Here is a 15,837-nt window from a genome sequence, read left to right on the forward strand (position 1 = left end):
CTTCCTTTTTAAAAATATATTATATGATGATAGGCCTGCAACTAGACTTAGTGAAGAAGTCGTCGCGGCTCTGAAGATTTTTAATATCCCTTAACGTAAATTTCCATATGAAAAATAGTGAAAGGCTTTGGAGCTCCATTTTAGATATTTACAATTCTATTCTCAACCATCCTTTCCTAGTAGAATTAGTCAATGGTAATCTTGATGAAGAGAAATTCATATATTACATAGTCCAAGATTACATGTATTTAAGGGAATTTTCTAAAGCTTTAGCTCTGTTATCAGCTAAAGCTGATAGCGAGGAACATTCTGCATTATTCATTACACATATACAAGATGCTATTAAGGTTGAGAAAGCTCTACATAAATATTACATTAAGGAATTTGGAGTCAATCTAGAAAACTATGAAATGAGTCCTACCAATCTAGCATATACATCCTATCTATTAGCGGTAGCATATTCTAGACCTTTCATTGAGGTAGTCTCAGCTGTGTTACCCTGTTATTGGATTTATATGGAAGTTGGTAAAGAATTACTAAAGAAAGGATCTAAGAACCCGATTTATCAAAAGTGGATTGATACGTATGGTGGAGAAGAATATGAAAGAGGAGTTAGAGCAGTGATATCAATTTTAGATAATGAAAATGTGAGTGAGAAAGAGTTTAACGAATTAAAAAAACATTTTAGAACAGCTTCAGTTTACGAATACATGTTTTGGGATTCAGCTTACAGATTAGAAAAATTTCCATTTAATGTAGAAAAGAATAAAGGAGTGTAGTTAAGCCTATCTTATGGATAAGCTTTTACTACACGTAGGTCCAACTACAATAAAAGAAGATGTGCTTATTGCTGGATTGGATAATAACGTAGGCTTTACTTCTAAAGAGTTCGTAGAAGCTTTCAGAAAGTCTCTTGAAGGGCTAAGATACGTTATGGGTGTTAGTAAAAAATATCAACCATTCATAATACCGGGTGGAGGGACTTCTGCCATGGAAAGCGTAACATCTTTGCTTAAAAAAGATGATAAAGTTCTAGTATTATCTAATGGTGTATTTGGAGATAGATGGGAACAGATTTTCAAGAGATATCCGGTAAGTGTAAAAGTAGTAAGACCTTTACCTGGTGAATACGTTAATCAAGATTTAGTATTAGAAGAAGTGCAAAAAGAGAATTATAAGATGGTAACTTTAACACACGTAGAGACTAGTACCGGAGTTAGAGAGCCTGTAAAAGAGGTTGTGGAAAAGATAAGAAAGTACGTAGATCTAGTAGTTGTAGACGGAGTATCTAGTGTAGGAGCTGAGGAAGTAAAGGCTGAAGAGTGGAATATTGACGTATATTTGACAGCTAGCCAGAAAGCCTTAGGTTGTCCAGCTGGGTTAGGGTTATTAGTACTATCACCAAAGGCTAATGAACTTTTAAATAACGAGGATTCAATTGCTGGTTATTATCTGAATTTAAGAAATTGGCTACCAGTAATGAGAAATATGGAAGAAGGAAAAGCTTCATATTTTTCCACTTTACCAGTTCACGTAATTCTGCAATTAGCTAAAGCGTTTGATCTAATAAGAGAGGAAGGAATTGAAAACAGGGTTAAAAGGCACGCGTTAGTCTCTAGCGCTATAAGAGCTGGAGTTGAAGCTTTAGGACTTGAAATAACTGCTAAGAAACCGGCGTCATATAGTAATACAGTAACCGGAGTTGTACTTAAAAAAACAGATCCTCAGAAAGTTTTAGCTGAGACAATAAATGAGGGAGTTGAATTTGCTCCAGGTGTGCATCCTGCTTTTAGGTATTTCAGGATAGGCCATATGGGTTGGGTAACGCCTAATGATGCAGTAGTAGCAATAAGTGTTATAGAAAGGGTTTTAAGAAAACTAGGTGAACCAATAAGGTTTGGAGAAGGAGTTAAAGCAGTACAGGATGTCATCTCATCAGCTCGCTGAAAGTACGTCATCTTTCCAACTCCCCGAAAATATCATCATTCACACTTTTTATGGTAATACTAAGCAATAATATAAATATGACTACTGAGAACAATGTTACCTATACTGACCTATTGGATTATCAATTACTTAAACATTATTATGAAAGCGTAATATCTAGATTAAAGAATAAGAGTATAAGAAACTTAAAGAGCACTATAAAGGAATTACTAGGAGTCATTGGAAAAATTAAGAACTTTATAACTGACTCTAGACTGAAGGATATAATTTTAAACCAAGAGAAAGTAGCTAAAAGATTGTTAGTGATAATAAATATAAGATATCTGATATTCTTCATCTATAAGTATATAATAGGTAAACTAATATCAACCCTTTATGACTTACTACAAATGTTCATATCGAAACTAGAAACAATCAAATATTGAGTATTGATTCTTTGAGGCACTCTTCAATTATCTTGGCATCATACTCTGGAACAGGTCTCTTTAAGTTAGCAGGGGCATTCCTCAGATATTTAGCTAACTGACCCTTATCCTCAATGAAACGTATTTTATCCAATATTTTTTTCATATCGCATTCACCAGTTACTACTGGTTCCACTTTTACTCTGAATATATAAATACCTCTATTTCTTACCGTCTCCTCAGGATAAACGGGAGTATGGTCTTCATACCAGCCAGACAGTACTTTAACTATTCCCACTATCTTTCCGCCATAACGTTTAGCATAATACTTACTAACGTAAATTATTATATAATCACCTTCTTTAATATAATCTTGTAGATTCTCTTTATAACCATATATCCCCTTGTCCCTTATAACTTCCCACATATCTTCTTGAATTGGCACTAACCAGTAGGTCACAGAAAGCTATTATATTTTGAGAATATAAGATTTACCTAAATTTCAACCGTTACGAAATAGCCTTGATAATACGAAAAATAATATTTAACCTTTTGTTTTACTAGATAATTGTCATATTCCTTACTTCCTTTTTCTTCAATTTCTAGAAAAATTATAGTAATATTTTGTCCTTTATATTTAATCTCTCATAACAATAAAATTTATTTGATTAATATATGGTATTATCTCATAATAAGTGACAGAGAATATTAAATTGACGTTACAGAAGTATACCTTATTTATACTTGACGTTATTATAGGCTACAATACAAATCCACTCGTAAACCAATGAAATAACTTTAGACATGACAGAGAAACGGCTAGCCTTATCTTTTAGGGTGGGAAAGAAGTTCAGACTAATTTAAGTAAAACTGAAAAAGCTTGGGCGTTTAAGATTTTTAATCATTTATGAGTATCTTTATAATAATGAACAAACTTTTAATTTTACCCTTTTTAGCGTTGGGACTTTCATTATTGGCTTTAGCTCTTAGTATTATCGCTCTATTTATCAGTATGAAAAATCATTAATATTTTAAGGATGATAGGTAGTTTTAATGATAGGATGTAAGGATACTGAATGTATAATAAATTTAATAAATGTAGTATTGGAAAAATATGGCATAAAAAGTTTCGTAAAGCAAATTAACTTGAAAGTCGTTGACGGATTATCAAAATACGAAGATGGAAATGTAACAATCAATATACTTAAATATGATGAAATCTACCATGATGCAGGCGGAGAAAGTGAACTTATTTCATCATTTATATTTTTAGTTAGCTTATATTCGATTGTAGGAGTAAAAAAGAGCGAAGAGATCATACTTAATGAATTCGGAGCAAATTCATTAATTTATAAACTACATAATATCTTATTAGCTTAAATCCATCGCTTTTAGTGCACTAATAATTAAATCCTCAACTACCTTATCTGGTTCCTTGGCTTTCATTACTGCACTAGCTACTCCAATCCCTTGAGCTCCTAGTTTTATTGCCCTAAAAACATCTTCACCGTTCGTAATTCCAGCACCAGCTATCAGATATACATCTTTGTTTTTACTTATTTCTTCTACAGCTCTAGTTATTACTTCTGGTTTAGCCCTCGATACTGAGATACCGGTTCCAATAAGTTCTGGAGGTTCAATAAGTATAGCATTTGGTTTAAGAAGACTGAATGGGTATACCAGTTCATATCTATCTACGCATAAAACACTTTCTAAACCGAGATTCTTTAGTCTTTTTAAAACATCATCTATTTCATCAGCTCTCATCCTCTTCTCACTGTGATTTAATAATGTACCTTTTGCCCCTGCATCTTTGATCAATTCTGGTGGTATAGTACCAGTGAAAGCACCTAAACTATTTGAATCAACATGCTGAGCGTAAATTGGTAAGTCAATTTCTTGAGACATCCTATATATCATTGTAGATGGCACGGAAAGTATAACCTCTACGGAGTGATCTTTACTTATTTTCTCTATTTTCTTTCCTAATTCAATAGCTTTATTTCCATAAGAGTTATCATATACCTTGTAGTTAATTAATATAATAGGTAGTTTCACATACTTAAGAAAAAGAGGTAAAATAAAAAGTGTATTGTGGAATAGACCTAGCTGTGAAGAGGAAAACAGCAATAGGCGTACTGCGTGGAAAGGAAATAAAGATTATCGAGGCTACTACTGATGGGGAAATTCTGGAAATATGTAGACAATCAAAGATAGTTGCAATTGACTCTCCATTATCTCACTCTAAAGGGTTCAGAAAAGTAGATAAGGAGATGATTAAGAGAGGATTCAAGGTATTACCACCTTCTTTCATGGTTAGTCTAGTAGATAGAGCAATAAGGTTATCTAAAGAACTTAAAGTAATAGAAACTCATCCTACTTCCTCATTAAAAAATATTGGCTTAAATTGGAAAGATCTTCATAGTATAAAAGATTATGTGGATGCTGCGATATGCGCGATAACGGCAATGGAGTATGATAATTCTGATGTAGAGGAAATTAGTGCAGATGACGGAACAATTTATCTACTTCCAAAAAAGTTTCGTTATAGTTTGAAGAAAAAAGATTTTGATACCTTTGTTTTATGTGAAAGGACCTAAGTGAGGTAATGCTATGCCTAATGCCCCCAAAATAAGTAGGATTATTGCAGCTACTATTATTGCTAATATTGCAATACCTAAAGCTTGCAACCATCCAGTATCAAAAATCACCTTATACGATCCCAGAAACGCTATAAAGCCAATGATTACGCCAATTATTGGTGATATAAAGGAGAATATAAAAGAAAATATGTCAAACACTATTGCTCCTATTAAGGTTGCCAACATTGCTCTTCCAAAGGTAGTAGTCCTAGGTGTTATTATCTTTCCAGCTATCCATGTAGGTATTGAGACAATTATCCAGACAATTATGAAAGCTATTATGAAAGCTAACGCTCCAGCTAAAGCCATAGCAATAATGTTCTGTAAACAAAAAATAAAAGTTTATCTTTTACTTATAGGAACATATTGTAATGATTCGGGTCCTATGTAGAGAGCTCTAGGTCTTATTAGTCTATGCTGTTCTTCTACGTATTCAATTATATGAGCTAGCCAACCTAATGTCCTCGATAAGGCAAAGAGAGCCGTGAACATATATACTGGGAATCCAAGTGCGTAGAAGACTATACCAGAGTAGAAATCAGTGTTAGGATATATTCCCTTACTGCTAAAGTTCTTAATGCCTAGCTCTTCAAGTTTCTGAGCTATTTCAAAGTACTTTTTAGCTTCACTATTATGGGCAATTAATGTAGTAGCAAGTTCTTTAAATATCTTTGCTCTTGGATCATACGTCTTATAAACTCTATGCCCAAACCCCATTAGCCTATTCTTCTGTTTAATTATCTTCTCATTAAACCAGTTATCTACGTTATTGGGATCTTTTATTTCTAGGAATTGTTTAAACGCCTCCTCAGCTGCTCCTCCATGTAATGGACCTTTTAACGCTGCTAATGCTGCCGTTAAAGAAGAATACATATCTGATAATGTTGAACAAGCAACTAGTGCAGCTGTAGTAGAGGCAGGTACTTCATGATCAGTATACAATATTAATGCCTTATCCATAGCGTTAATTTCTTCGGGTGTAGGATCTTTAGAAAAGCTAGCAGCTAAGAAACTCTTAGCGTAACTGTCTGATGGTTCGGGTATCTTAGGTTTATTCCCTTCCTTTCTTCTAAATACGTTAACCACGATTGTCGACATCTTCGCCATTATGCTTACAGCTTTCTCTTTATCATTCTCTTTCCACTTAAAGTTCTTATCAAGAGAAGCTAATCCAGCTGTGGCTAACTCTAATAAGCCTATAGCGTCAGCGTCCCTCGGCATAAGATATATTGCATCAATAACCTCTTGAGGAACTTCATACTCCTCGTTTATTTTTTGTTTTAATTTTTCTAATTCATTCGAAGTCGGTAACTTTCCATATAACATTAAATAGATAGTTTCTTCATAGCTTCCATATTTAACTAAATCATTAATATCATAACCTCTATATCTCAATATTCCCTTCTCACCATCTATAAAAGTAAGGCTAGTTGTCTTGATTATAACATTTTCTAAACCTTTACTAACTATACTCATTAATCTGTACCCCCTTCCCATGTTGATTCAGATTTAATCAAAAAATTTAACACATGTTCTTCATTTATGATATCTCTGATTGAAATAACTCCTACTAATTCTCCTTCTGACCCTATAACTATTACATGTCTAATATTATTCTTGATCATCTTCTCAGCTACCTCCCCTATTGGAGAATTTCTCTTTACTGTAATCAAATTCCCATAAGTTCCAAGTTTTTCTACAGGGTCATTAAGGTCCTTCCTATTAGCTATAGCACGCATGAGATCTCTTTCAGTAAAGATACCTACAGGACGATTTCTGTCATCCACTATAACGACTGAGCCTATGTTATTCGAATACATAACTTTAACTGCATCAATGGTTCTAGTTCCTAACTTAACTACAATAGGTGGTTTCTTTATTAAACTTTCAGAAGTTATCATCATAATTTAAACTTAGAACATAAAATTTTAAAGCTTTCTAAGAATTTTTATACTCCCAAGTTCTTTATCCATTCTCTCATAGAAGAAATAATCAATGATATCATATTGCTCTTGCCTAGTTATCATTTTATCTAATAAATTAATTTGTGAACCTTCATTTAGTAAGACTTCTAAAGCCTCTTTCATTGCCTTAGCTGCTACTCTGAATAACGTAACCGGAAATATTACGTATTTATATCCCATCTCTTTGAATTCTTGAGCTTTAATATAAGGTGTTTTACCGAATTCTGTCATATTAGCTAGTAGAGGAGCCTTAACTTCCTTAGCGAACTTGGCAAACTCATCCTTACTAGTAAGAGCCTCAGGGAAAATCACATCGGCACCTGCTTCAAGATAAATTTTAGCCCTTTCAATAGCATCATCTAGATTAATTACTCCCCTTGAATCAACTCTAGCAATTATAAGAGTATCTTTTCTTGCCTTTAATGCAGCCTTTATTTTTTGAACCATTTCTAAGGGCTCTACTACCTCTTTGCCCTCTAAATGTCCACACTTCTTAGGCATTCTCTGATCCTCTATCTGTATCGCGTCAGCACCAGCTTTTTCTAATACTTTAACGGTCCTATAAACGTTTATGGCTTCACCGAAGCCTGTGTCAGCGTCTACAATAATTGGAATATCAACAACTTCCTTTATCCTTCTAACCATCTCAGCTACTTCATCTAAAGTGATTAATCCTATATCTGGTAAGCCGTAAGATGACGTTAAAGCTCCTCCAGATAAGTAAACCGCTTTAAAACCTACTTTCTTAGCTAGAATAGCAGTAAAAGGATTAAACACGCCTGGAACTATAAGAAATTCAGATTCCCTTAATACTTGTGACAACTTGTTTCACCTTTAACTCTTCAATCCTCCACAAAATATTTAACTCTTCCTTTCTTCCATTTAGTTTTAGATACTTCTCCTCTAGCTCATTGTCTGTCATAGGATTATTATAATAACCCCTCGGATTCCTTATCTCAACCTCTTCCTTTCCCCCATCGTTCGTATATACTATGACCTTAACTGGCAATTCTCTTGGGTAAACTTTAGTGTAATCTTCCTTTTCATAAACTACTATTTTTTTCATTAAATCTCTTACTTTATTATCAAATATGGAATCTTTAGTATATGCCTCAAGCCAGAAATCTTTCTTTAGTATTGTATATGCTAAGATATATGGCAAGCTGTGATCAGCGGTCTCCTTATTAGTGGGATTCCACTTCTCTTCATCCGCTATGATTGTCTTAGCAGCTTCATAAGTTTCAACTTCTATTTTAGTAATCTTATCAGTTTTAGTCGATATCTTTTTACCAGCTTCTACTACTGCTTCAGCGTGATATTCAACTGGATATTTCTTAAGGCTAGTGCTAAGAATACCTCCTTTAGATAATTTATCAAATGCTGATGTGTCAAAGTCCTTGGCTATAATATTTATTAGACCCATTCTTCCAGAAAAAGGTTTAGCAGGTCCTGTTAATCCATGTTTAGCCAAGATTACGGCAAACGTAGCCTTCCTAGAAGCATCAGCTGCGGCACCGGCTTTCCACATTGACAATTCCCCAGACCTAGTCTCTCTTAATGCGATGTTGGGTACTAAGGTCAAAGAGATTGCGTTAACTGTCTGTTCTTTATTTAGGTCAAGTAACTTAGCTAAACCTGCAGCAGCTCCTATTTGCAAAAAAGTAACGTGATCGAAGCCTTTCTTCCTTAACGAAGTGGCGTCACATAGTTTTACCCCTACCTCGTACCCTGCTGCAATCGCCTCTATTAATTTCTTCCCATCTAGGTCGAATGTTGATGCAACAGCCAGAAAGGCCCCTATCATATCACTTGGATGTAATGGTTCTTTAGATAAGTAGGTATCATTGAAGTCGAGGTACCTTATTAAAAACGTATTATAAAATGAGGCAAAATCCACTGTACTATTACCTCCAAAGAGAAGTGGAGTATCTCCACGAAAATATTTGCTCACTTCCTTATTTACTAAATGTGGTGGAGAATTAAGCGCACCTCTAGCTACAGCTATAGTATCTATAATTCTCCTTTTCGCTTCTTTAATAATTGGTTCATCTAGGTCTTCGTAGCTAAACGAAGTTACAAAATCAGCTATTTTTTCTGCTATTTCCATAAAAAGTAGAATGAAATGAAAGTAAAAAAATTTAGGCTGATTCTTCACCTGAATAAGATTAATATACTTTAGAACGCATACTTATACTTGTGATAAAATGTTAAAAATCGCTTTTATAGGAGTAGGAAAAATTGGACAGACAATAGCTTATTCCACTATTTTTGACGGACTGGCTAAAGAAGCCATATTATACGATATTATTCCGGAGTTGCCTGAAAAATTTGAACATGAATTAAGACATGCTCTAGCAACAAGAGGTCTCCCGACAGAAGTGATGGGAACTAACTCCTTGGATGATGTTAATAACGCCGATATAATAGTAATTACTGCCGGAAAGCCTAGGAAACCTGGTATGAGCAGAAGAGATTTATTCGTAGATAATGCTAAAATAATGATAGATTTAGGGCAAAAATTAACTCCCAAGAATCCTGGAGCTCTTTACATTATGGTAGCTAATCCAGTTGACATGATGGCATCAGTATTTATGAGATTCTCTAAGCAGTTTACCATTAGTACTGGAGACCAGGTAGAAACCATGAGAATGAGGTCGTTCATAGCAAAGAAGCTTAAGGTACCAGTGAATAGGATAACTGGATACGTTGGAGGAGAGCACGGAGAAGATGCGGTAGTACTATGGAGCACCGTAAAGGTTAATGGAAAGCCATTTGATGAAGTAGCAAAGGGTATTACTAAAGAAGAAGTTGAAAATTACGTTAAAACTATTCCGGGAGAAATAATAAGAGTTATGGGAGGAACTACTTGGGGACCAGCTACAATAATTAAAGATATCATAAGATCAGTAGTGCTGAATGAAGGGAGAGTCATGAGCATAGCTACTCCTAGAACTTATAAAGGAGAAATAGTTCATATAAGTGTACCTATAGTTGTTGGCGCAACAATTGGACCTAGCATAGAGTCTACATTAGAGGAAGCTGATAGACAGAGGCTTGATAAAGCTATTGAAGATTTCTACAAGGTTTACAAAGAGAATTTAGATCAGTTATTACAGACGATTAAGCAATAAAATTATTTGCTTACAACATAAGTTTTTTATTCACACGCTCGTTATATTTATGATGAAAGTACTGATTTTAGGAATAGATGGGTATTTAGGATGGCCTTTAGCACTAAGATTAGCTAAAAGAGGGCATGAAGTAATAGGGATCGATAACCTCTATACCAGAAATGCAGTAAAGGAGGTGGGATCTGATTCCGCATTTCCCTTACCGGATCCAGAGGAAAGGGTGTCCTTTGCTAAGAAGATACTTGACGTCGATATAACTTTTTATAAAGCTGATGTTAAAGATTTTTATAAGCTTCATGAGATAATCCAAAGGCATAAGCCTGATGCTATCGTACATTTCGCAGAACAAAGGTCCGCACCATATTCGATGATAGATGTTGATCACGCTAACTACACTTTCATAAATAATCTCACTAGTACGATAAATTTAATATATTCTATAATTAAAGTAGACCCTAACGTCCACATCCTTAAAATGGGCACGATGGGAGAATATGGTACACCAAATTATGATATATTAGAAAGACCCTTCGTGGAAGTGGAAATAAATGGAAAGAAGGATAAAATACCATTCCCTAAGTGGGCAAGTAGCTGGTATCATTGGTCTAAAGTATATGATTCCTACAACTTATTATGGGCTAATCAAGTTTGGGGAATTACGATAACTGATATAATGCAAGGACCAGTATATGGAACTAGAACCGAAGAAATTATAGATGATAAGTTGAGAACAAGATTTGACTTTGACGAAGTATGGGGTACAGTGGTAAATAGGTATTGTGTGGAAGCAGTATTAGGCTTGCCTTTAACACCTTATGGTAAGGGAGGACAAACAAGAGGGTTCATATCACTAGAAGACAGTATGCAAGCATTAACATTATTACTAGAAAATCCACCCAAACAAGGAGAGTACAGAGTAGTGAATCAAATTCATGAAGTTTATAGTGTTATGCAAATCGCGCAAATGGTTAAGGAAGTAGGTGAGTCACTAGGGATGAAGATTAATATACAAAACGTTAAGAATCCAAGGATAGAGAAGGAAGAACATTACTATAATGTTGAAACTAATATTTTGCCATCATTAGGTTTTAGACCTAAGAAGAAGATGAAGGATGAGATAAAGTTTATAATTGAGGATTTAATTCCGTTCAAGAGTAGGTTGGAAAATTTCAAACGTGTTGTAATGCCTAAGACTGATTGGAGGAAAGGTAGAGAGAATAAGTGATACTAATTTCAAATTGAGATTTTAACTATTAGGAATTTTTTGATAAATATATTTAAACTTGTAGTATCACTTATAGTTCGTTGGAAAGTAGTCTAAAGAGAAGATTAGGCTACGTTATTAGGTATGAGGACATAGAATATGAGATAGTCTCTAAGAACTATACGCTGGAAGTGAAGATGCCAAGCAACGGAAAGTTAGGGCAAATACTTCATGATTACTTACAGTCCTATCTAATAGAAGGAAAAGCAAGAAAAAATGATTCTTACGATCCATTTAATTATAATTTGAATAATGCTGTAAAAATATTATCTGACTTAACCAGTAAGTCGAGATTCTCTTACTGTGATAAAAGAGTGGAAAGAATTTATGGCGTAAGGGTTACTGGTCAAGCAGATCTATGCTCTGATGAAATCGTAGTAGAAGTTAAAAGTAACTCTGACCTAAAGAAAGTGGACTTAATTCAAGCATTAATTTACACCTTCCTTTATGAGAAAGACGTAATACTTTTCTTATATGGAATATATTCTGGAGATTATACTATAATTAGAGTGCCATTTAATCAAAGAAACTTAAACTCTTTATTAGAAGGGATCAAAAAGCTGACTGATAAATAAGAAATATTGTGTAAACTTTTAAAGCATGTTTGTAAGAAAAGGATATAAAACATTAATGAGATATATAATTATGGATTCGATAGATAAAGGCATATTGAAAATACTGCTGAAGGACGCTAGAACTCCTCAGAGGAGAATAGCAATGATATTAGGGATTTCTCCACCAGCCGTAAGTTATAGAATGGAGAGACTGTTTGGAGAAGTTATAAAAAGATTTGTATTATACGTAAATCCTAACTTTTTAGGGAGATATCACGGATACGTTTCATTTAGTAACATTAATGACTGGGAAGGTGACTACATAGCTAAGATTGAATGCCTTGAGGAGTTAAATGTTTATGAAATAGACGCTAAGAACAGAGTTGAATTAGAAGATAAGATAAGTAAGATGAGCGAAAAATTAGGCGAGCCTAGAATGATATACGTTCCTACGCAGATGCCCTACAGTCCATCTAAGTTCGATCTAAAATTATTGAGCATCTTGAAAGAGAAGCCATTGATTAAACCTATAGAACTGGCTGAGGAGTTAGGAGTTTCCTCTAAAACTGTTAGAAGACATCTAAGATATTTATTTGGAAAGAGATATGTCAGATTAATACCAATAATAGATTTAAATAAATCTGGACTGTCAATTTTTGCAGTATTTACTAAAAAAACTGATGATGCCAAAAGATTTTTCGGTAAGTATATGTTCACTGAGGTTGAAGATGAGAAAGCTGGAATAATAGTAAACGTTGTGGACAGCATTGAGGAAGCTAGGGATCTAACGATAAAGTTTAGAAAAGAATTTGATAAAGAAGCAGAAGTCATGATATCAACAAAATATGATTTTACTTGACCTTAATGAGAAAAAATTAGAACTTATATACCTTCTTCCTATAATATTTGTTACCCTTTTGTCCTACATTTTTGGACTTTAATGTCTCGTACTCCTTTATTCTGGCTAGAGCCTCTTTTACGTTACTAACACCCTTCAACATCTCAGCTAAACCTCTTTCTCCTATATAATTTAACCAAGATACTATATGACCTTCCTTCAAATGCCATTCGACACAAGCAGAATCTGTCTTTCCTATTCTCTCCATTTCAGCTTCTAATTCCTTTACATCATGTGCTATGCCCACTACTTTATCATATGACTTGAAATAGAATGGCTCCATGAATAGTGAATTTAGCAATTATACTTTATAAAATAAACATCTCGATATTACACAATTACCTAATATAATTAGAGACCTAGACTTTCTATAACTAAAAAAGGAAAAGATGTAAAAAGAAACTTCCTTGTTATGGTGGTTTAACATCTATTGCTGCTACTGGACAAACGTTTACACACGCCATACAAAATATACATGCTTGTTCATTGACTGGATCAGCTTTTTTCTCTGAAGCTGGATGGCCTGGAGTATCAAACCATTGGAATACGTTAACTGGGCATGCAGTAATACACGAGCCGTCTGCTATACATAAATCAAAATCCACTCCCACTATCGTTCCATGTATACCTAATTTTCCTGGAGGTTCTACTGGACCATATACCTTATGCCCAGAGTGTTCCTCTACGACCTGCCTACTTGTTCGGTAGTTTGGGTCTATTCCCATTTTCTCACCAATTATTCATATGCAATACTAAGATAATTAATACTTCCCCTAAACTGTTCGGGAGATTTTAAAAGATTTTTCATAATTTTACTATATTTAAGACAATATATAAATCACTATGATAACACTTAAATTAGGAAAATGAGATAATATAGCTATGAATCTCAGAGACAAAATATTAGCTTTTCTATACCATCATGGTGAGTCTACTATTGACGAGATAGTTAAATCATTGAAGGACGAAGACAAGTATGAAATAGATGCAACTTTAAAACATCTAGAGAAGGAAGGATATGTTATAAAGAGGGATAAAGGAATATTCTTTAAAAAAACTGTTTATGACCTAACTGCGGGAGGGTTGGAAGAAGCCAAGAAAATTTATGATAATTTACAGAATAAGGCTAATGAAATCAAAAATATGATTGCTAATGGTGAACTCGACCCGTCACAAATACCTGAGGAGTATTTAGATATTTTACCATTACTTATTTCAATGTCGTTAATCGAAATGATGTTATTAGAAGACCTCACTCTATGGTGGTAATTGATAAAATGAAATTAAAGGTAAAGACATTAGAAGATCTATTTATACCTCCCTTGCGAGAATTCTCCTACTTATGTGATGGGACACTTTCTGAAGTTAAATGTAAAGGAATTGAGATATATAGGGATGAAGATTTTATCTCTTTTAATATAAATGACATCCTAAGTTCACTAAGCTTACAGGCTCTAGTAAGGATGAAAACTAGAGGAAGAAAAAGAGATAGATGGCTTAATTACATTAATAAATACAAAATTGAACTAGAGCCTAAAGAGTTTTCATTAATACTCAAACTAGGAGCTTTATTTACACTTTACGTTGATGGGTACGAAATTGATGGAACTCAAGGCGATGTGGTAATAAAGGAATTTAGAGTCACTGGTACAGGGTCTAATGTAGAACATATCATCAAAGTACTTAAAGAGATGACGCCAAGGCTAATTATACATGAAATCAAACAAAACATATGGTATATGATAACAGCATATAAGGTTCCTTATATTGACAATCAATTAAAAAAGTTAGACAAACTATTTCTAAATTCTGATCGTCTTGAATGCAAAGAATTAAACGAAGACTTAGATATGAGGATCTGTAGGATATAGGAATATACTAAGAATTTATGGTGAAATTCGTAAATCAGCGGTTATATCATTTCATCTTTCAAAACTCGGCAAACTCATCATTATTTCTATAAATTGTAGTATCATATAAAAAATATTTCATCATGAACTTCGCAAAACAAATATATTCTTAAGCTTATCATGTATATTAATGGCTAAGCCAAAACAAAAGAAAAGTAAGCAGAAAAAAGAGAGTAACCTACTATATATTCCGTTTGCTGTTTTAATAGCCGTGATTGTAATTTTAGTAGTATTTCCCTATATTCATTCATCTAAAAATTCGGTTCCAGTAGCTAATGCTAACACTCCATTATTTAATATATATAAAGTCAGTAATCAAAATTTTGCAGGAAACAACTCAGTTCAAATATATTTCATAAGTTGGTACGGATGTCCCAATGGAGCAACTTCTTCCTGGCCCTTGTATTTAGCGTTAGAACACTTTGGCAACGTTAGTGTAAAGACTAACTATTCAATTTACGAGAGTAGTTTAGGGGCCAGAATACCTGGATTGATATTTACAAATTACACGCCATATAATAATACCAAAATATTACCAGTTTACTTTCATCCAATTTACATATATGGTAATTATCTAAATGAGACAACAAATGATACACCAATACCAACTAATGATATTGTAAGCTTTGGATTACAAGAACTTAAAGAACTAGCCCCATCGTGGGTTTATAATTTGACCGTATTTTACGAAATAAATAGCACTTATAACATAAATGGGAATATGATAAACGTAGTTAATGCAGGTAATCCTCCTCATATTGTAACACTTATAATAATCAGTGGCCCAGGGGGAACTTGGGTGGACATAGGGTATCCAAACAATATTTCTCCTACACAGTTAGCCGATCTAAATTCTACACTGCTATATCAATATATTACAGGAAAATCAGCACCATCGGGAATTTATGCAAATGTTTATAAATCAATATATGACTCTTATCAGATGTTATATAACACAATACGTGAAGCAATGTTATGAATGTGGTCCTACTATAAATAATAAGGATTTTATTAATTTTGTTAAGGAAAAATTTTATACATTTTTCTGATTTCCTCCCCGTCCTTAAGGTTTAAGGCTATCCCCACCTTGTAAATATGCTTAACTAAAAACTATTTCTACTTT

At 33.8% G+C, this 15,837-nt stretch carries 21 protein-coding genes; 12 read left to right on the forward strand and 9 right to left on the reverse strand.

All coding sequences use genetic code 11. The annotated features are described in order from the left end of the window. Positions 1-107: 107 nt before the first annotated feature. The 3 genes from tenA (at position 108) to BFU36_RS09390 (ending at position 2,372) form a co-directional block, all read left to right on the forward strand. Positions 108-779 (forward strand): thiaminase II, encoded by a 672-nt coding sequence (tenA, locus tag BFU36_RS09380; protein WP_069283712.1) that lies wholly within the window; start codon positions 108-110, stop codon positions 777-779. A gap of 13 nt (positions 780-792) precedes the next feature. Then, positions 793-1,947 (forward strand): alanine--glyoxylate aminotransferase family protein, encoded by a 1,155-nt coding sequence (locus BFU36_RS09385; RefSeq protein WP_069283714.1) that lies wholly within the window; start codon positions 793-795, stop codon positions 1,945-1,947. A gap of 77 nt (positions 1,948-2,024) precedes the next feature. Beyond that, entirely contained in the window at positions 2,025-2,372 is a 348-nt protein-coding gene (locus BFU36_RS09390) for a hypothetical protein (RefSeq protein WP_069283715.1), read from the forward strand. Here the strand turns inward: BFU36_RS09390 and BFU36_RS09395 are convergent. Then, complete coding sequence (locus BFU36_RS09395) at positions 2,362-2,811, reverse strand: EVE domain-containing protein (protein ID WP_069283716.1); 450 nt, start codon at positions 2,809-2,811, stop codon at positions 2,362-2,364. The two genes, BFU36_RS09390 and BFU36_RS09395, sit on opposite strands and share 11 nt — an antisense overlap. Before the next feature lie 593 nt (positions 2,812-3,404). On the opposite strand from BFU36_RS09395, the gene BFU36_RS09400 reads away from it, so the two are divergent. Continuing rightward, positions 3,405-3,731 (forward strand): hypothetical protein, encoded by a 327-nt coding sequence (locus BFU36_RS09400; protein ID WP_069283717.1) that lies wholly within the window; start codon positions 3,405-3,407, stop codon positions 3,729-3,731. On the opposite strand, the gene tpiA is transcribed toward BFU36_RS09400, so the two are convergent. After that, positions 3,723-4,409 carry a triose-phosphate isomerase gene (gene tpiA, locus BFU36_RS09405; protein ID WP_069283718.1) on the reverse strand — a complete coding sequence of 229 codons (687 nt, stop codon included), beginning with the start codon at positions 4,407-4,409 and terminating at the stop codon, positions 3,723-3,725. The two genes, BFU36_RS09400 and tpiA, sit on opposite strands and share 9 nt — an antisense overlap. Before the next feature lie 29 nt (positions 4,410-4,438). Between tpiA and BFU36_RS09410 the strand changes: the two genes are divergently transcribed. Further along, positions 4,439-4,951, forward strand: coding sequence for a DUF429 domain-containing protein (locus BFU36_RS09410; RefSeq protein ID WP_231961114.1), 513 nt, complete (start codon positions 4,439-4,441; stop codon positions 4,949-4,951). Here the strand turns inward: BFU36_RS09410 and BFU36_RS09415 are convergent. The 5 genes from BFU36_RS09415 to BFU36_RS09435 are packed head-to-tail and all read right to left on the reverse strand — an operon-like array spanning position 4,934 to position 9,064. Then, the gene (locus tag BFU36_RS09415) at positions 4,934-5,302 is read right to left on the reverse strand and encodes a hypothetical protein (RefSeq protein WP_069283720.1); all 369 of its coding nucleotides are present in this window, start codon (positions 5,300-5,302) and stop codon (positions 4,934-4,936) included. The two genes, BFU36_RS09410 and BFU36_RS09415, sit on opposite strands and share 18 nt — an antisense overlap. Positions 5,303-5,335: 33 nt before the next feature. Further along, positions 5,336-6,469, reverse strand: a complete 1,134-nt coding sequence (gene gltA / locus BFU36_RS09420; RefSeq protein ID WP_069283721.1) for a citrate synthase — start codon at positions 6,467-6,469, stop codon at positions 5,336-5,338. Next, positions 6,469-6,897 carry a CBS domain-containing protein gene (locus BFU36_RS09425; protein WP_069283722.1) on the reverse strand — a complete coding sequence of 143 codons (429 nt, stop codon included), beginning with the start codon at positions 6,895-6,897 and terminating at the stop codon, positions 6,469-6,471. The genes gltA and BFU36_RS09425 overlap by 1 nt, the downstream gene beginning before the upstream one ends. A 24-nt stretch (positions 6,898-6,921) precedes the next feature. Next, positions 6,922-7,779 carry a methylisocitrate lyase gene (prpB, locus tag BFU36_RS09430; protein ID WP_069283723.1) on the reverse strand — a complete coding sequence of 286 codons (858 nt, stop codon included), beginning with the start codon at positions 7,777-7,779 and terminating at the stop codon, positions 6,922-6,924. Next, the gene (locus tag BFU36_RS09435; protein WP_069283724.1) at positions 7,754-9,064 is read right to left on the reverse strand and encodes an MmgE/PrpD family protein; all 1,311 of its coding nucleotides are present in this window, start codon (positions 9,062-9,064) and stop codon (positions 7,754-7,756) included. Before BFU36_RS09435 ends, prpB begins: the two co-directional genes overlap by 26 nt. A 97-nt stretch (positions 9,065-9,161) precedes the next feature. On the opposite strand from BFU36_RS09435, the gene BFU36_RS09440 reads away from it, so the two are divergent. From BFU36_RS09440 to BFU36_RS09455, 4 genes are all read left to right on the forward strand, one after another. After that, entirely contained in the window at positions 9,162-10,088 is a 927-nt protein-coding gene (locus BFU36_RS09440; RefSeq protein ID WP_069283725.1) for a lactate/malate dehydrogenase family protein, read from the forward strand. 52 nt (positions 10,089-10,140) lie between these two features. Further along, positions 10,141-11,313 (forward strand): UDP-sulfoquinovose synthase, encoded by a 1,173-nt coding sequence (gene agl3 / locus BFU36_RS09445; protein WP_069283727.1) that lies wholly within the window; start codon positions 10,141-10,143, stop codon positions 11,311-11,313. Positions 11,314-11,393: 80 nt separating this feature from the next. Next, positions 11,394-11,927, forward strand: coding sequence for a hypothetical protein (locus BFU36_RS09450; protein WP_231961115.1), 534 nt, complete (start codon positions 11,394-11,396; stop codon positions 11,925-11,927). A 70-nt stretch (positions 11,928-11,997) separates the two neighbouring features. After that, the gene (locus BFU36_RS09455; RefSeq protein ID WP_069284702.1) at positions 11,998-12,765 is read left to right on the forward strand and encodes a winged helix-turn-helix transcriptional regulator; all 768 of its coding nucleotides are present in this window, start codon (positions 11,998-12,000) and stop codon (positions 12,763-12,765) included. Positions 12,766-12,781: 16 nt separating this feature from the next. Here the strand turns inward: BFU36_RS09455 and BFU36_RS09460 are convergent, their stop codons facing one another. Continuing rightward, complete coding sequence (locus BFU36_RS09460) at positions 12,782-13,087, reverse strand: hypothetical protein (protein ID WP_069283731.1); 306 nt, start codon at positions 13,085-13,087, stop codon at positions 12,782-12,784. A gap of 127 nt (positions 13,088-13,214) precedes the next feature. Continuing rightward, complete coding sequence (zfx1, locus tag BFU36_RS09465) at positions 13,215-13,529, reverse strand: zinc-containing ferredoxin Zfx1 (RefSeq protein ID WP_069283733.1); 315 nt, start codon at positions 13,527-13,529, stop codon at positions 13,215-13,217. A 157-nt stretch (positions 13,530-13,686) separates the two neighbouring features. Between zfx1 and BFU36_RS09470 the strand changes: the two genes are divergently transcribed. The 3 genes from BFU36_RS09470 (at position 13,687) to BFU36_RS09480 (ending at position 15,693) form a co-directional block, all read left to right on the forward strand. Then, on the forward strand, positions 13,687-14,073 hold the full coding sequence (locus BFU36_RS09470; RefSeq protein WP_069283734.1) for a helix-turn-helix domain-containing protein: 387 nt from the start codon (positions 13,687-13,689) through the stop codon (positions 14,071-14,073). An 8-nt stretch (positions 14,074-14,081) separates the two neighbouring features. After that, positions 14,082-14,675: a hypothetical protein gene (locus BFU36_RS09475; protein WP_069284703.1), complete on the forward strand. Its 594-nt coding sequence runs from the start codon at positions 14,082-14,084 to the stop codon at positions 14,673-14,675. A gap of 169 nt (positions 14,676-14,844) precedes the next feature. Continuing rightward, positions 14,845-15,693 carry a DUF929 domain-containing protein gene (locus tag BFU36_RS09480; RefSeq protein WP_069283736.1) on the forward strand — a complete coding sequence of 283 codons (849 nt, stop codon included), beginning with the start codon at positions 14,845-14,847 and terminating at the stop codon, positions 15,691-15,693. Positions 15,694-15,837 lie beyond the last annotated feature (144 nt).

The sequence above is a fragment of the Sulfolobus sp. A20 genome (assembly GCF_001719125.1).
In the GTDB taxonomy this organism is placed as follows: Archaea; Thermoproteota; Thermoprotei_A; order Sulfolobales; family Sulfolobaceae; genus Saccharolobus.

Excerpts from the sequence above, each read along its gene's own strand:
- tenA (WP_069283712.1), top strand. The coding sequence starts at position 108 with ATGAAAAATAGTGAAAGGCTTTGGAGCTCCATTTTAGATATTTACAAT.
- BFU36_RS09385 (WP_069283714.1), top strand. The coding sequence starts at position 793 with ATGGATAAGCTTTTACTACACGTAGGTCCAACTACAATAAAAGAAGAT.
- BFU36_RS09390 (WP_069283715.1), top strand. The coding sequence starts at position 2,025 with ATGACTACTGAGAACAATGTTACCTATACTGACCTATTGGATTATCAA.
- BFU36_RS09400 (WP_069283717.1), top strand. The coding sequence starts at position 3,405 with ATGATAGGATGTAAGGATACTGAATGTATAATAAATTTAATAAATGTA.
- BFU36_RS09415 (WP_069283720.1), bottom strand. The coding sequence starts at position 5,302 with ATGGCTTTAGCTGGAGCGTTAGCTTTCATAATAGCTTTCATAATTGTC.
- gltA (WP_069283721.1), bottom strand. The coding sequence starts at position 6,469 with ATGAGTATAGTTAGTAAAGGTTTAGAAAATGTTATAATCAAGACAACT.
- BFU36_RS09425 (WP_069283722.1), bottom strand. The coding sequence starts at position 6,897 with ATGATGATAACTTCTGAAAGTTTAATAAAGAAACCACCTATTGTAGTT.
- BFU36_RS09435 (WP_069283724.1), bottom strand. The coding sequence starts at position 9,064 with ATGGAAATAGCAGAAAAAATAGCTGATTTTGTAACTTCGTTTAGCTAC.
- BFU36_RS09440 (WP_069283725.1), top strand. The coding sequence starts at position 9,162 with ATGTTAAAAATCGCTTTTATAGGAGTAGGAAAAATTGGACAGACAATA.
- agl3 (WP_069283727.1), top strand. The coding sequence starts at position 10,141 with ATGAAAGTACTGATTTTAGGAATAGATGGGTATTTAGGATGGCCTTTA.
- BFU36_RS09455 (WP_069284702.1), top strand. The coding sequence starts at position 11,998 with ATGGATTCGATAGATAAAGGCATATTGAAAATACTGCTGAAGGACGCT.
- BFU36_RS09460 (WP_069283731.1), bottom strand. The coding sequence starts at position 13,087 with ATGGAGCCATTCTATTTCAAGTCATATGATAAAGTAGTGGGCATAGCA.
- zfx1 (WP_069283733.1), bottom strand. The coding sequence starts at position 13,529 with ATGGGAATAGACCCAAACTACCGAACAAGTAGGCAGGTCGTAGAGGAA.
- BFU36_RS09470 (WP_069283734.1), top strand. The coding sequence starts at position 13,687 with ATGAATCTCAGAGACAAAATATTAGCTTTTCTATACCATCATGGTGAG.
- BFU36_RS09475 (WP_069284703.1), top strand. The coding sequence starts at position 14,082 with ATGAAATTAAAGGTAAAGACATTAGAAGATCTATTTATACCTCCCTTG.
- BFU36_RS09480 (WP_069283736.1), top strand. The coding sequence starts at position 14,845 with ATGGCTAAGCCAAAACAAAAGAAAAGTAAGCAGAAAAAAGAGAGTAAC.